The following is a 16,186-nucleotide window of genomic DNA, read 5'->3' as shown; positions in this document are numbered from 1 at the left end:
GCGGGAGTGAACATTCCGTTTTTCATGTCACGGGCTCCTTTCGTGCCCGCCGGCCTTGGTTCCGATTCCGGTTTATTCACGGTTTCGGAACATGTGTACGGAATGTGGGGTACACCTCACAGCACCCCAAAGTTGGATTGTGAATATTCTGATCTGATTTTTTTTGGGGGGGGGGGCATTCGCAGGATAGGAGAAGATATTTCCGCGACGGAAACTGCCAAAGGAATTGCCGCCGACGTCCAAAAGTGCCGTCTTGCACGAGGGCACTGCGCAAAAGTGGGCGAAAGACAGGCCTCAAACGTCACTTTTTGCGCAGCGGCATCGTTGAAGACGGCACTTTTGGATGTTCCGACAGTGGACTGCCGATGGGACAGGCTGCCGACATGCCTTGATGAGGCCCCGCCCTTTTTCTAGCCTCCCATCACTGGCACAATTGGACGCAGTTGGCGGCGTGTTGCGACCAAAACTGCTATTGGATTGGCCACCAATAGCAAAAATCCGGGATATGGGCAAAATCTGTACCTTTTTATTTACCTTTTTGCGACCATTTTTGGCCTATATCCCCATTTGTTACTTATGCCGTCGCCTGTATGTGCGACAAACGACGTCACGGTGTTCACATGTCTGGTTTGCTGAGATTTGGCATCTGATTCGTCGCTCATGACGTTCGGATGTCCGAAGTGGTGTTGGCTTTCGGTCAATGGGGGGGGGGAGGACACCATGGGAATGGATGATGACGAGTCCGGGAACCGCGGCGCATATGTGATTAGGTTGGTCCGTGGCCGCAGCGTGGATGGCCGGCCTGCACGTACAGGCGTGTCCATGCCGTCGCTGGCGTGGGCGCGCTGGCTTGAGCGCGTGGCCGGACGATGATACGGTATACGCGCTGGTCGGCGGGCGCGGCGCCGCGTGATGATGTGCTTCACACCTGCGAGGCATGCGCGAATATGCTTTTACGCATATTCGCATACCTATTAGTATGAGGAGATCCGAAGCCGTAACGCGGCTGCGAGAGATGGACATGCGGTACTCGTGCTGCGTGTACCGCAGGAACGATCTGGCGGTCGTGTTCGAGAGACCGGCCAGGGGCTGCGCCGGAAACCGGCAACGCGACATACCGTCCGCAGCAACACGATCGGCGACGTCGACAATCTCGCATGGACGACACGGGCAGGGCAAAGGGGTATTGCGCTGTTACTTCGATTTCAAGTGCGCCACCCGCTCTGTGCCATGACGATAGTATGGAAGCGGCAGTCGATCGGAAACGAAAAGGGGCGCTTATGGTGGAACGTCTGGTCATGTGTGGGCCGCGCCCGGTGCTTTCCTTCGAATATGACCGTGTTTCCGGGCATGCGGTAGGCATGGGCAGGATTTTGGATGCGGATCGTCTTCCTCTTGAAATGACCACGCACGGCAAGCCTGCCGTGTATGCGCGCAGGATTGGCGAATGGTGGCGCCACCGCGCCATTCCGTCAACACGAGACGGTGTCGCCTATGCTTTGGAACAGTTGGGCGTGCGTTCGACGCAGGAACTGCTGGATCGTTCGCTCGGATTGAGTCTTTCCGACCAGTTTTGGGTCAAGGATGCTGCTGACGATACACGTTGGGAGAGCGTGAACTTCTTTGATAATCCATTCGATGAGGAAGTGGGCCGCACGCTGTTGACCTCCCATTCCTCGTCGCATGAGTTCAGTTTCAATGTGCCGGATGCTTCCACAGGCGGCGACTTGCCGAAACGATGGATGATTGTGGAAGACGGCACCCGTGCTTTGGTCAAGGGTGGCCGTACCGGTCAGGAGCCGGTCAATGAGATCATAACGTCACGTCTTTGCGGCAGGCTTGGCGTTTCCGCAGTGCAGTATTCGCTTGCGGAGTATGACAATCGTCCGGTGAGCGTGTGTGCCGAAATGCTTCGGCGTGATGAGGAATTGATTTCCGCATGGCAGCTTATGGAATCCATTAAGCGGAACAACCGGCTGAGTGTGCGTGATCAGTGGATTGAAGATGCCGTTCAATTCGGCTGCGAGCGTGAAGCTATTGAAGCGGCGACGGACGATTGGCTATTGGTGGATTGGCTGATGCGCAATACCGATCGTCATTTCAATAATTTCGGTTTGATTCGTAATGTGGATACGCTTGCGGTGCGCCCCGCGCCGCTGTTCGATACCGGAGCTTCGCTGTGGTGCGGCGAATTGAAGGTTGACGGCCGTGACTATAAGGCCAAACCGTTTTATGCGACCTATAAGACGATGACTGCGCGAAGGCAGCTCGAACTGGTGCAAGGTTGGGATCGCTACGACCTTGACGTATTGAAGGATTGGCCGGATGAAGTCGCTCATCGTTTGTCCCTGTCTGGAATGATCGCGCCGGTACGCATCGATTTGATTCGAAACGAACTGGTTTCAAAAATCGGAATCGCAAAGGAAGTCCGCGACAGAAAGCGTTGACGGTGGATTACTTGGGGATTATCCCCATGATATTCACATCGTTATCCCCAGATTGTGGATTACTGAGAGAGTTTTCCACATAGATATCCCCACACTGTGCATAAGTCGGGGATTTGGGGATAGAGTTATCCACAATGTGCGTCAAGTAAATAACATTTGACGGCGTTTGGATGAACGTCAAGTAAAGCATTTTCGATATGTGTATAACTCTGTGCATAACTTTTGTGCATAAGCCCTGGCGGCATCCCATGAGGCAGAATCCCCTTCGAATAAGGCGTCCGCTACTGTGCGCAACATCATCTTCGCCTGAACCATCATCCTCGATATACTCGTTACTATGGCAGAGGACAATACTTGGGATGAATCAGGCTTTACCGGCGGCACGTCATATGTGGCCGGCAATACCGGCGCACCGGTGAAGGACGCGCTGTTCGACCGCGTTCCGCCGCACGACGACGACGCCGAAATGGCGGTGCTCGGCGGCATGATCATGAGCAAGGACGCCATCGGCGAAGTCAGCCAAATGATCGACGCCACCGACTTCTATCAGCCGAAGCATCAGATCGTCTACGAGGCGATCATCCGACTGTTCTCCGCATCCCTGCCGGTCGACGCCGTCATCCTCGCCAACGAACTGCTTAAAGCGGGCGACCTCGAAAAGGCGGGCGGCAGCGACTATCTGCACAGCCTCGTCGCCTCCGTGCCGACCGCCGCGAACGCCACGTATTATGCCGAAATCGTGCATCAGCGCGCGATCCTGCGCAACGTGATCGCCACCGGCACGAAAATCGCCCAGCTCGGCTACACCGCGGAAGGCTCGCAGGCCGAAGACGTCGTCAATCTGGCGCAGTCCGAAGTCTATGAAATGTCCGTCGGCAAAGTCCGGCAGGACTACTCCGCGATCGGCCCCGTCGTGCAGGATACGCTCGAACAGCTCGACAAATTGCAAAGCGGCGAAATCGAACGCGGCGTGCCGACCGGCTTCCGTGATATCGACGACGTGACGCAGGGCCTGCAGCCCGGCCAGATGGTGGTCGTCGCAGGCCGCCCGGCAATGGGCAAGTCCACGCTCGGCATCGATTTCGCGCGCGCGGCCGCCCTGCACAACGGTCTGACGACCATCGTGTTCAGCTTGGAAATGAGCAAGGTGGAATTGGCGCAGCGCATCATCTCCGCCGAAACGAACATTCCGCTGGTCGCATTGCGCCGCGCCGACGACATCACGCCGGAACGCTGGAATATCCTCAACACGTTCTGGACGAGGATGCGTGAGGCGCCGCTGTTCATCGACGACAGCCCGAACATGAGCCTGATGGAGATCCGCGCGAAATGCCGCCGATTGAAGCAGACCAACGATTTGAAGCTCGTCGTCATCGACTACCTGCAGCTGATGTCGTCCGGCAAGCAGATCGAAAGCCGTCAGCAGGAGGTCTCCGAATTCTCCCGTGCGCTGAAATTGCTGGCGAAGGAATTGGAAGTGCCTGTCGTGGCGCTGTCGCAGCTGAACCGTGGTCCGGAAATGCGCAACGACAAGAAGCCGCAGCTGTCCGATTTGCGTGAATCCGGCTCCATCGAACAGGACGCCGACGTGGTGTTCCTCGTGCACAGGCCCGACTTCTACGATAAGGAGGACCGCCCGGGCGAGGCCGACATCATCATGGCGAAGCATCGTAACGGCCCGACCGAAACCTTCCATCTGGCATTCCTCGGCGCCACGTCGAAGTTCAAGGATATGGCGCCCGAACATCAGCAGGGGGTGTGACGATGCCGCGCAATTCGTCTCAAAGCATGTCTGCAGAATCGGACGCGAAGCCGGCTGCGCGGCCGCCCTCGCCATGGAATGCCTTCGCGACGCCGGCCATCGGCAAGGCGGTGCGCGTGGCGGCCCGTGTCACCCGCCATGGCGGCAGCGCCTTCCCCGGCAAAATCGTCGAAAGCATCGACCCCGGATTCCTCGCGCGCACGCTGGGCCGCCTGCCGTTGGGCGTGATCCTGGTATCCGGCACGAACGGCAAAACCACGACGACGCGCATGGTGGCGACCATGCTGGGAAAGCTCGGTCTGAAAGTGTTCACGAATCCGACCGGCTCGAATTTCACGCGCGGCGTCGTCTCCGCGCTGCTCACCGAAGTGGATCTGCGCGGACGCCTGGACGCCGACATCGCCGTGCTCGAATTGGATGAGGCGTACGCCGTGCACTTCGTACGCCAGGTGAAGCCGCGATATTGCCTGCTGCTCAACGTGATGCGCGACCAGCTGGACCGGTTCGGCGAAATCGACAATACGGCCCGCCTGCTGGGCCATGTGGCCGAGGCCACGACGGGAACGGTGATGCTCAACCGCGAGGATCCGCGTATCGCCGGCCTCGCCTCGCTTGCGCGGTCGGCGCGGCGCATCGCATATTTCGGATTGGATGCATCGCTGCGATCGTTCTTCCCGTCGGATGACGACATGCAGACGACGGTCGACTTGGGCGCCGCCGATACCGCGACTGACGATACGGAATCCGCGGAACCTGATGCCGTCGATGACGCCGACGCCAATGATGCCGGCGTCGCCGCGAATATCGAAAAAGCCGGGATCGCCGCCGCATCGCCGGCCGCCGACGTGACCTTGATCAGCGTCGCCGATCACGCCGCGCGATTCCGGATGGACGGCGATGTCTACAGGACGGGCGTCCAACTGGAAGGCGTCTACAATCTGTTCAATGCCGCGGCCGCGCTCGCCATCGTGCGCGCGGTCTGCAAGGATGTGCGCGAAAATATCGACGATGGCGGCTGCCGGTCCTCGGATCTTGCCGACGATGTACGGCGGCGTCTGCGTGATTTCGCGGCATCCGACGCGGCTGCGTTGATCGATGCCGTCTCACAGGTCACCCCGGCGTTCGGGCGCGGCGAAGTCATCAACGTGCACGGCGCCCCCGTGGAACTGCTGCTGGTCAAAAATCCGATGGGATTCCGCCTGTCGCTGGCATCGTTCCCGCCGCAGGGCCACGACACGATGATCTGCATCAACGACGAATACGCGGACGGACGCGATATGAGCTGGCTGTGGGACGTGGACTTCTCCAGCCTGCGCGCAACCGGCGTCGCCATGGTCTCCGGCGTGCGCGCCTGGGACATGGCGCTGCGGCTGGAATACGACCAGGTGCGCGTCCATAAGACGAACACCGATCTGGAACAGGCCGTCACCGCATTCGTCGACGCGAACCCCGGCACACCCAAACACATCTACTGCACGTATACGGCCATGCTGAAAGCCCGCTCCATCCTGGGCGGCATCACCGACGTCGCCGACGCCGGAGTGGGCAAATAAGCATATGGGCGATTCCCGCGAGGAGCGTGAACAATGGGCAACATCATCGACGTCATGTCCCTGTATCCGAAGGACATGAACATCTACGGCGACTCCGGCAACGTGCTCGCCATCACCCGACGCCTGTCGCTGTACGGCTATGAGCCGCGCGTACACGCCTACAATCAGGGCGACGCATGGCCCGACCACGTCGACATGATCCTGGGCGGCGGCGGGCAGGACACCGGCCAGAAGAAAATCATCGGCGACTTCTTCCAGCGCGCCGACCTGCTGCGCTCGCTTGCCGCCGACGGCGTCCCGATGCTGATGATCTGCGGCCTCTACCAGCTGTTCGGCGAATACTTCGAAACCGTCGACGGCGACCGGCTCGACGGCATCGGCGTCATCGGCGCCTACACCCTCGGCCGCGACGTGCGCATGATCGGCAACCTCGTCGAACATTCCGACGATTTCGGCGACATCATCGGCTACGAAAACCATTCCGGGCAGACCTTCCTGCGCGACGGCGTACAGCCGCTCGGCCACGTCGAACATGACGGCACAGGCAACAACGGCGGCGACCACACCGAAGGCGCCCGCGTCGGCAACGTCATCGGCACATACATGCACGGCTCGCTGCTGCCGAAAAACCCGGCGATATCCGATTTCCTCATCCGCACCGCGGTCGAACGCCGATACGGCGATTCCAAGCCGCGGCAAACCGACGAACAACGCGCCGAACTCGCCCGCCTCGACGAAATCGCGGCGCAGGCCCGCCGCGTCGCGGCGTCACGTCCACGCTGAACATGCCGCCGGCGGCTTCATCATCAGGGCAATACCGTCGAAGCCAAGCATTGTGGGGTAATCTGGAAACGTCCACCGACGCTAAGGAGGCGTATCATGGCTGATTTCGATTTTGGGGATGGCTTGCGTAAGGTGTTCCTCGCCGGAGTGGGCGCGCTCGCGACCACCGTCGAAAAGGGACAGGAGATCGTCGACGATCTCGTCAAGAAGGGCGAACTGACCGTGGAACAGGGCAAGGCCCTCAACACCGAGCTCAAGCGTAAGGCGCAGGAGGTCAAGGAAGAGTCCGAAGCGAAGGCCGAAACCGAAACGACGGAAGAATAGCTTTTCACTTGTCCATGCATGTGAGCCGGCCGCGTATGCGACGGCTCACATGTTATATGCGTATGCCCGTTCGGCGCTGCCGGCATGATAACCGGCCCGGCAGGCGTCGACGCTGCAACCGGAAGGAACGATCCCCACTTCGACGATGACCAATCACGCGCAATCAGCCGAATCGCAAGCCTCTACAACGCGGCCGTCCTCTGCGGCAACGCAGAACGGCGCTTCCGCGCGCCCGGAAAGCGTCGAACCGGTCACATTGTCCGACCGCGTCAACGCGGCGCTCCACCCGACGGCATCCCCGTCGCCGGATGCTGTGGCGAAGCATCATGGCCTTGATCCCGCTGACGCCGCCTCCCGTCGCGGAACGGCCCCTGCCGACGACGCCGTCAAAACCGACGGTATCGATCCGGAAGATATCGACGAAGAGCTGATCGGACTTTTCGGCGCCCGCCATCATTCGTTTTCGCAGCGATATCACCTGACCCGTATGGGCAAATTGAAGCGATTGGCGCAGATCGCGCGTATCGTCAACCGCTTCGACGTCATTCACGGCCTGACGCCGGTGAAAATGCGTCTGATGCTGGAAGCGCTCGGCCCGACCTTCGTCAAAGTCGGGCAGATCCTGTCGATGCGTTCCGAAATCCTTCCGCAACCGTTCTGCGACGAGCTGTCCAAGCTGCGCGCCGACGCCGATCCGATGCCGTACGACGTGGTCCTTGCAACGTTGGAACGTGAATACAGCAGGCCCGTCAGCGAGATTTTCGGGCATATCGACGCCACCCCGCTCGGCTCCGCCTCGCTGGCGCAGGTGCATCGTGCAACGTTGAAAACAGGCGAGGACGTCGCCATCAAGGTGCAGCGTCCTGGCGTGCGCGAAACCATGGCGCAGGACGTCTCCATCATGCGCTCGATCGCGAAGGTCGCCTCGCAGATGATGCACAGCGCGCCGGTCGTCGATCTGCAGGGCGTCGTCGAGGAGCTGTGGGAAACCTTCGAATCGGAGACCGATTTTCTTGTTGAAGCGCGCAATCTGAGCGAATTCAAACGATTCTGCAGGAAATACCGTTATATGGATTGCCCCGCGCCATATATGGATCTGTGCACGCAGCATGTGGTCGTGATGGATTATGTGGACGGCATTTCCGTCTCCAAACCCGACCGGCTGATCGCCGCGGGCTACGATCTGCAGGAAATCGGCACGAAACTGGTCGACAACTATGCGACGCAGGTGTTGGACGAGGGGTTTTTCCACGCCGACCCGCATCCGGGCAACATCATGATCGTCGACGGGCGCATCGTACTGCTTGATCTCGGCATGACCGGCCGTTTGAATGCGAAGACGCGCACGGTATTGCGCGACATGCTGTTCGCCGTCGCCAAGCAGGATTCGCCGGGACTTGCCGACGGCCTGCTGCGCTTCGCCGGAACGGAGGCCAGTCCGGAGGACTATCCGGCATTGCTGGCCGATTTGGATGTCATCGTCAAGGAATTCGGCACGATCGACCTCGCCGAGCTCGACATCGCGGCGTTTTTGACGGCCGTGACCCAGCTTGCGCAGCGTCACGGCATCGAAGTGCCGAGCACGGTGACGACGGTCGGCCGTGCGCTGGTCACATTGGAAGGTCTGCTGGACGAATTCATTCCCAACGTGAATATGATTCAGATCATTTCCGACCACATCGCCACGTCGAAGACGCCGTCGCAGTTCGCCAAGGACGAGACGAAAGCGTTGGCGCTGGAAAGCCGCGAAGCCTTGCACGGCTTGCTCTCGGCGGCCAGCGAACTGAAGGTCGCCACACGTATGCTGACCCGAGGGCAGCTCCGCGTCAACATGGAAATGGTCGGCTCCGAAGAGCCGATGAGACTGTTGAGCGACATGGTCAACCGTCTGACGATGGCGCTGATCGTGGTCGGTTTGTTCGTCGGTTCGTCCATCGTGTATTACGCGGGCATGCAGCCGGTGGTGTTCGGCATCCCGATCGTCGGCTTCCTCGGCTATGTCATCGCCTTCATCCTGTCGGTCTGGATCGTGTTCGACATCTATTTCAAAGGTCGCAAGAAAAAGCGGTGACGGCGTTTTCGCGGTTTTCGCTCAGTGTCCGAACCCTGCGTCGAACCATACGGCGGTGGCCTTAGTCCAGCGGCAGCGTCGATTCGCGCTGTACCAGCCGGCAAGGAATGTATTCCACACCATGATGGGGATGCCCGTTGATGGCGTCCATCAGGTATCGCGCGGCTTTGCGGCCGATCTGCACGGTCTCGTTGTCGATGCTGGTCAACGATGGGCGGGAGCTCTGCGTCAGGATGTCCCAATCGTCGTGCCCGATGACGGCGACGTCTTCGGGAATGCGCAGATGCGCCTGTTTGAGCGCGTCGATGCAACCTCGCGCCAACTGGTCGTTTTGGCAGATGACGGCGTCGAATTCCACGCCTTGGTCGAGCAGAAGCCTTGTGCCGGCGCGCCCCCAGTTTTCGTCCCACCGCCCGTAGCGTATCGGTCCTGCCGGTTCCAAGCCGAATTCCGACAGTGCTTCAAGGGATCCCTTGACACGGTCGGTGGCCGCGGTGTAGCGTTCGTCGCCGCCGATGATGGCGATTTTGTTGCGTCCGCAGGATATGAGGTGGTTGACGGCGATACGGCCGGCATCCACATTGTCGCAGGTGACGGAGCAGTCGTCGATGTCCGTGGAAGGGCCGTAGGCGTAGACGATGGGCACGCCGATGTCATGTCCCAATGATGGCCGCGGATTGGTTTCGCGCTGGACGATGAGCAGTCCGTCGACTTTGAGCGAGAGCAGTTTCTCGACATGTTCGCGTTCCAGGCTGTCGTCGCCGCGGGCGTTGGCCAGCAGGATGGAGGTGGATTGCGCCCGCATTTCGTTTTCGGCCCCGATCATGATCGGCGTGCAGAACCGGCCTTGCAGGTCGGAAGTGATCATGCCGATGGTGCCGGATCGTCCCCTTGCCAGGGATTGGGCGAGTTTGTTCGGTGAATAGTTGAGCTGCGCCGCCGCCGCGAGCACTCGCTGCCGGGTGTCGTCGCTGACGCGTGGTTTGCCGTGCAGCGCTTTGGACGCGGTGGCGAGCGAGACGTTTGCAAGGGCCGCGACGTCCTCCAGCCGGGCGGATAGTCGAGAGTCTGTAGGTGTCATTGTTCTTCTTCCCCCCCCCCTATACGTTTCTGATGCCACGTTGCATCATCTGGTTCCATGATACTGCGATTGGCCGGTTTTTCGCGGTTTTTCGCTGTGGCGCAGAATTTGTTTCTCGTGCTGTGCCTAAGGATAGCGTGTGCCGCACAAAAACGATAATTTTTCGCATGTTTTCTCTCCTTGGGTAAATATTTTTTGACATGTTGCGATGCTTGCTGGGCTTGTATCGTTGGAATTACACAGTTTTGATGCACAGGGTCGCGTTTCGGAAAATATGCGAAAGCGATTTTGCAAAAACGAGAAAAATGTGTATTATGACAAACAGGTTTTCACAACGGTGGCAGCCAATGAAGGCGAACGGCGACCGCGGGAAAACTGCACGGTCGGCGGAAGCCGTCCGGTTCCTCTCGTAGGAGAGAGGGACATAGGTATAGAGAAAGAAGCGATAATGGTATCTTTCAACAATATGAAGCGTATGCTGGCCGGCGTTGCGGCTACGGCCCTTCTGCTGCCGTTGGCGGCTTGCGGCGGCGGCAACGATGCCGCGGCCCCGAAGGACATTCCTGCCGAAGGCCTTGACGACGGCACCGAGATCACGCTGTGGACGCGTTCTCCTCTGGAGCGTCAGGCCAAGGGCGTGGTCGAGGAATACAATGCCTCCCATAAGAATCAGGTGAGGCTGGAGATCATCCCGAACGATGATATGGAGGGCAAGGTCGGCGGCGCATCCCAGACCGACTCCCTGCCGGATATCCTCGCTGGCGATGTCGTTCGTATTCCGTACTGGGCTTCCGAGGGCATTTTCCAGGACATCACCGAGCAGATCGACGGCCTGCCGAATCTGGATGACATCCAGCAGGGCCATATCGAAGCCGGCACAGTGGACGGCGCAAAGTATACGCTGCCGTTCATCACCGACGTTTCCGTGTGGGTGTGGAACAAGGATTTGTATGAGAAGGCCGGACTTGATCCGGAACAGGGGCCGACCGATATCGCAAGCTTCACCGAGCAGGCCAAAGCCGTGGCCGCTTTGAACGAAGACGGCGTTGCGGGCTCCTACCTTGCAGGCCAGTCCGGCGGCGCTCTGGTGTTCGACCTCTTCCCGTCCGTGTGGGCCGATGGCGAATCCGTGATGAACGAGGACGGCACCGAAGCCACGCTCGACAATGATTCCATGAAGGCCGTTCTGGATTCCTATCGTGAACTGGCCAGCACGGAGAACGGTTTGGGTGCAGGCTCCAAGGAGGAGACCGGTGCCACTTGGACCGCCCCGTTCGCCAACGGCAACATCGGCGTCATGCCGTATCCGAACACCTCGCTGAACGACATCTTCGATGCTGAAGCTTCCGGTGGCTTCGAAGTCGGCGTCACCCCGATCGCCGGTACCTCCGGCAGCACCTCCACCTTCCTGGGCGGCGACGCCATGGGCATCTCCAAGGATTGCAAGAACGTGGCCCAGGCATGGAACTTCCTGTACTGGCTGATGCAGTCCGACACCCAGAAGACCGTGTTCGCCGATAACGGCTACACCGCCTCCAACATCGAAACCCTGAAGACCGCCTATGATGACGCCGATCCGCGTATCCAGACGATCAATTCGACCATCATCGACGGCAATGGCCAGACCCCGAAGTCCGCAGCCTTCAACGAAGGCTTCAACGCGGCCGGCTCCCCGTGGCAGCTGCTCATCCAGAACTACGTCTGGGGCGACGGCAACACGTTGACGGAAGACAATCAGGCTGTGACCGACATTCTCGGTCAATGATCATCCCCGCCGATTCCGGCGGCCTGGCCTCGGTGACGAATAGAGCGAGGCCGCCGGAATGGGCGGTGTGTTTTGCATATCGCAATATCAACATTCATTCCTTCATATTGAAATTTCGAGGTTGTGGCCCGTCATCGGCGTCGGTTCCACTTGGCCTTCCCCGGTCGATCCTTCCTGTTCTCTGAGGCGGACGTCGACGCTGATGACGGATTGCAACCACCAGAAGCTTGCAATCCTGTTCAATGTTTAGAATCCAAGGAGAGAAGTATGTCTAGTGCTTCGAAAACCGCAACGCCAAAGAGGGCGAAGCGTTCGAAAGCTCAAGTCGATCAGACGCGACGCGGTTTGCTGTATGCGTTGCCCGACTGGCTGATGATGATCATCCTGTTCTTCGCGCCAATCGTGCTGCTGGTCATCATGGCCTGCTCCCGTTGGACGCTGATGGGAGGCAATCGCGGATTCAATTTCCCGGAAAACTTCATCAACGTCTTCGAAAACAAGCTGCTGGGCCAGTCCATTGTATTCACGCTGGAATACACGGTCATCGTCACGATTTTCCTGCTGGTGCTCGGCTTGGGCCTGGCGTTGATCGTGCAGGAATCCAGCAAATGGAACAACGTGCTGCGCACCTGCTTCCTGCTCCCGTCCGCGACGGGCCTGGCCTCCGCGTCCCTGTTGTTCTATGCGCTGTATTCTCCGCAGGTCGGTCCGATGACCAAGATCCTGAGCTTCTTCGGTCTGATCGAAGATGGCGGTTCGGTTCTGGCGACGGGCCAATCCGCGCTGTGGGCGACCATCATCGTCATCGTCTGGCGTTTCTCCGGCTACTACATGCTGCTGATGATGATTGGCCTGCAATCGATTCCGGGCGATCTGTACGAGGCGGCCCGCATGGACGGCGCCGGTACCTGGCGCATCTTCCGCTCCATCACATTGCCGTTGATGAAGCCGACCATCGTCATGTGCCTGGTGTACTGCGTCACCGGCTCCATCCTGGCCTTCGACCAGTTCTTCATCCTCACCAAGGGCGGCCCGAACAATTCGACCATGACGGTTGTGCAGCTCATCTACAATTTCGCATTCGACTCCAAGAAGGATCTGGGCATGGCCGCCGCGCTGTCGCTGCTGGTGCTGTTCGCCCTGGTCATCATCAACTCCATCCAGATGCGCGGCATGCGCGACAACACCAAGTGAGAAGTGGGGAGGTAACCAATCATGAGCACTCCGATGTGGAAGCGCGTCATCGCCAGAATACTTGAAGCGCTGCTGGCCGTCATCTTCCTTTCGCCGCTGGTCTGGGTCATCGTCAGCTCGTTCAGCCCGCAGCCGGGCTCCGCGCAGTCCGAAGGCTGGGGCATCAACAATTACCTGACGTTGTGGGGGTATCAGGAAGGCCTGCCGAAATACCTGATGAACTCCATCGTCGTCACGCTGGTCACCGTCGTGTTCTCCGTGGTGGTGTGCACGCTGGCCGGCTACTCCTTCAGCCGATTCGACTATCCGGGCCGCAATCTGGGCTTCATGGTGACGCTGTCCATCCTGATGGTGCCGTACGCGTCGCTGCTGATCCCGCTCATGGTGTGGTACAAGAACATCGGCTTGAACGATACCCTGCTGGGCGTGGCCCTGGTCATCACGCTGTTCCAGCTGCCGATGAGCACCTTCATCATGCGCAACGCCTTCGACGCGATTCCGAAGGACATGGAGGAAGCCGCCATGGTGGACGGCTGCAACTCCTTCCAGGCCCTGATCAAGGTCCTGGTTCCGGTGGTCAAGCCCTCGATGGTGACGGTCGGCCTGCTGGCCTTCCTCGAGGCGTGGAACAACTTCATGATTCCGCTGTACCTGTCGAGTTCCGAGAAATCCACGCTGCCGCTGGCCATGGTGAACATGCGCCAGCAGACGATGGGCGTCATCGACTACGGCGCGACCGAAGCGGGCGTCGTGGTGCTGCTCATCCCGGCGGCCATCCTGTTCCTCGCGCTGCAGAAGTACTACGTCAAGGGCTTCATGGCCGGAGCCGTCAAGGGCTGACGGGCGAGGCCGCATCCGCCATAACGAATGGGAGACATATCATGACTACCGAATACGCATCCTGTGAAACGGAACGTTCCCGCTATCCTGAGGTGAAGGTCACCTCCGCGTTCTGGAACCGCTACATCGACCTGGTCGTCGATAAGGTGCTGCCGTACCAGTGGAAGGTCAACAACGGCGAACAGGCCGTCGATCTGCCGCTGGATCCGGGCGGCAATCCCGTCGACAAGGAGGAGCCGTACCAGCATACGATCCGCAACTTCCGCGTGGCCGCCGGAGAGGAGGACGCCGAATTCCACGGCATGCTGTTCCAGGATTCTGACATCTACAAGTGGCTGGAGGCCGTCGCCTACGCGTTGCAGCAGCGCGATGACGCCGACCTGCGCGGCCTTGCGGACGATGTGGTGGACCTGATCGGCCGTGCCCAGCAGCCGGACGGGTATCTGGACACCTTCTTCCAGATCAAGGAGACCGATCGCCGGTACGCCCGCATCCAGCAATCGCATGAACTGTATGTGATGGGGCATTACATCGAGGCCGGCGTCGCATACTGGGAGGCCACAGGCAATGAAAAGGCCCTCGATATCGCACGTCGCATGGCCGACCATATCGGCACCGTCTTCGGCGATGGCGAAGGGCAGCTCCAGGGAGCCGACGGGCATCCGGAAATAGAACTGGCGTTGGCCCGTCTCGCCGAGGCGACGGGGGAGCGTCGCTATGCCGAGCTTGGCCGGTGGTTCCTGCGTGTCCGCGGCCGTGACCCTGAATTCTATGACCGTCAGAACGTCGCCGACGGATGGGACCGTGACTTCTTCCGGGTGATCAAAAACTTCCCCCGCACCTATTACCAGGCCGCCGAACCGGTGACCGAGCAGAAGGATGCGGACGGGCACGCCGTTCGTGTGGCCTACCTGTGCACCGGACTGGCCCATATCGCCCGCCTGACGGGCGACCATGAGCTGGCGCAGGCCGCCGAGCGCATGTGGGACAGCATCGTGCATCGTCGCATGTACATCACGGGCCAGATCGGTTCGACGCGCGTGGGCGAATCCTTCACCTACGACTACGACCTGCCGAACGACACGATGTACGGCGAGACCTGCGCGTCCGTGGCGATGAGCTTCTTCGCCCGCCAGATGATGATGTCCGCCCCGAAGGGCGAGTACGGCGACGTATTGGAAAAGGAACTGTTCAATGGAGCCTTGGCCGGCATGTCGCTGGACGGCACGCATTTCTATTACGTGAATCCGTTGGAGGCGGATCCCGCGGCGTCGGCGGGCAACCCGGACAAACGCCATGTGCTGACGCATCGCGCCGGCTGGTTCGCCTGCGCATGCTGCCCGGCAAATTTGGCCCGACTGATCACCTCCATAGACCGATACGTCTATACGACGCTGCAGGACGGCACCATTCTGGCCAACCAGTTCATCGCATCAAAGGCGGAATTCGCCGACGGCCTGTCCATCGACCAGACCGGCGACTATCCGTGGGACGGCGATATCGTGTGGACGATCGCCAACACCGGCGAACATGACCGTCGTTTCGGCGTGCGCATCCCGGCCTGGGCGGTCTCTTCATACGCCCTGAGCGTCGACGGTGCGCCGTTCGACGGCGACATCGCCGACGGCTTCGCATATGTCATGGTTCCGGCCGGTGTCCGGTCCATGACGGTGCGGTTGGTTTTGGACATGCGCGTACGTCTGATGAGCGCGTCAAACCGTGTGCGCGAGAACGCCGGCAAGGTCGCGGTCATGCGGGGGCCGCTGGTGTATTGCGCCGAGGAATGCGACAATCCCGGCCCGCTGTGGCTGTATGCGCTGGATGCGGACGCATGCGCCGAAGGCGCGGCATGCCAGTACGACGCCGGTCTGCTCGGAGGCGTGACCGCGGTCGACGTACCGGCCTTGAAACAGGAGGAGGATTCCCCCTGCGGCCCTCTGTATCATGAGGCGGCTCCCGCTTCGGCGAGGCCCGCCACGCTGCGATTGGTTCCGTATTATGCATGGGCCAATCGTGAGGGCGGTCAGATGTCGGTCTGGCTGTCTCGGGAATAGACTTGTCGCTTCATGCCGCAGCGATGCCGCATGAAGCGATGGGCGGCGGAGGCGTTCAATGGAGCTGAGGGCTTCCGCTGTGACGGAATGAGGATCGGGCATCCGCGAAAGCGGATGCCCGATTTTTATTGCTGGGTCGATTGTTCGAAGCATGCGTGGAATGATTCCGGTGTAATGCTTCGATTGTCATCGACATTTTGTGTAGAGAAAATTGCGAAAGCGTATTCTCTTGTTGTATCCTTATTGCAGGTCTAACGCACGCTCCAATTCTGTGCGTCGGCCTTCTCATTCCGTAATCGTAAACACAGGCAA

General features: G+C 59.8%; 11 protein-coding genes and 1 pseudogene. 11 read left to right on the top strand and 1 reads right to left on the bottom strand.

The window, feature by feature from the left end; translation table 11 throughout:
- From AC1AX7_RS06410 to AC1AX7_RS06380, 7 genes and pseudogenes are all read left to right on the top strand, one after another.
- Positions 1 to 414: hypothetical protein (locus AC1AX7_RS06410; protein ID WP_476509256.1), on the top strand; the 414-nt coding region annotated here is incomplete at its 5' end.
- An 866-nt stretch (positions 415 to 1,280) separates the two neighbouring features.
- Complete coding sequence (locus tag AC1AX7_RS06405; protein WP_476509262.1) at positions 1,281 to 2,447, top strand: HipA domain-containing protein; 1,167 nt, start codon at positions 1,281 to 1,283, stop codon at positions 2,445 to 2,447.
- A gap of 337 nt (positions 2,448 to 2,784) precedes the next feature.
- The gene (dnaB, locus tag AC1AX7_RS06400) at positions 2,785 to 4,209 is read left to right on the top strand and encodes a replicative DNA helicase (protein WP_476509255.1); all 1,425 of its coding nucleotides are present in this window, start codon (positions 2,785 to 2,787) and stop codon (positions 4,207 to 4,209) included.
- Between the two features lie 26 nt (positions 4,210 to 4,235).
- Entirely contained in the window at positions 4,236 to 5,762 is a 1,527-nt protein-coding gene (locus AC1AX7_RS06395) for a DUF1727 domain-containing protein (protein WP_476509254.1), read from the top strand.
- Positions 5,763 to 5,795: 33 nt separating this feature from the next.
- Entirely contained in the window at positions 5,796 to 6,545 is a 750-nt protein-coding gene (locus AC1AX7_RS06390) for a type 1 glutamine amidotransferase (RefSeq protein ID WP_476509253.1), read from the top strand.
- 96 nt (positions 6,546 to 6,641) lie between these two features.
- A pseudogene (locus AC1AX7_RS06385) lies at positions 6,642 to 6,848 on the top strand (phasin family protein); the annotation flags it as partial.
- Between the two features lie 166 nt (positions 6,849 to 7,014).
- Positions 7,015 to 8,940 carry an ABC1 kinase family protein gene (locus tag AC1AX7_RS06380; RefSeq protein ID WP_476509252.1) on the top strand — a complete coding sequence of 642 codons (1,926 nt, stop codon included), beginning with the start codon at positions 7,015 to 7,017 and terminating at the stop codon, positions 8,938 to 8,940.
- A 61-nt stretch (positions 8,941 to 9,001) separates the two neighbouring features.
- On the opposite strand, the gene AC1AX7_RS06375 is transcribed toward AC1AX7_RS06380, so the two are convergent.
- A complete protein-coding gene (locus AC1AX7_RS06375; protein WP_476509251.1) occupies positions 9,002 to 10,021 on the bottom strand; it encodes a LacI family DNA-binding transcriptional regulator in 1,020 nt (339 codons plus the stop codon).
- 448 nt (positions 10,022 to 10,469) lie between these two features.
- On the opposite strand from AC1AX7_RS06375, the gene AC1AX7_RS06370 reads away from it, so the two are divergent.
- The 4 genes from AC1AX7_RS06370 (at position 10,470) to AC1AX7_RS06355 (ending at position 15,874) form a co-directional block, all read left to right on the top strand.
- On the top strand, positions 10,470 to 11,786 hold the full coding sequence (locus AC1AX7_RS06370; protein WP_476509250.1) for an ABC transporter substrate-binding protein: 1,317 nt from the start codon (positions 10,470 to 10,472) through the stop codon (positions 11,784 to 11,786).
- Between the two features lie 267 nt (positions 11,787 to 12,053).
- On the top strand, positions 12,054 to 12,980 hold the full coding sequence (locus AC1AX7_RS06365) for a carbohydrate ABC transporter permease (protein WP_476509249.1): 927 nt from the start codon (positions 12,054 to 12,056) through the stop codon (positions 12,978 to 12,980).
- A 21-nt stretch (positions 12,981 to 13,001) separates the two neighbouring features.
- Positions 13,002 to 13,820, top strand: coding sequence for a carbohydrate ABC transporter permease (locus AC1AX7_RS06360; protein WP_476509248.1), 819 nt, complete (start codon positions 13,002 to 13,004; stop codon positions 13,818 to 13,820).
- A 41-nt stretch (positions 13,821 to 13,861) separates the two neighbouring features.
- Complete coding sequence (locus tag AC1AX7_RS06355) at positions 13,862 to 15,874, top strand: glycoside hydrolase family 127 protein (RefSeq protein WP_476509247.1); 2,013 nt, start codon at positions 13,862 to 13,864, stop codon at positions 15,872 to 15,874.
- Positions 15,875 to 16,186: the final 312 nt, after the last annotated feature.

It is taken from the genome of Bifidobacterium sp. LH_449 (assembly GCF_056356755.1).
Note: the sequence above shows the minus strand (reverse complement) of the source record. Positions and strands in the feature narration are given on the sequence as shown.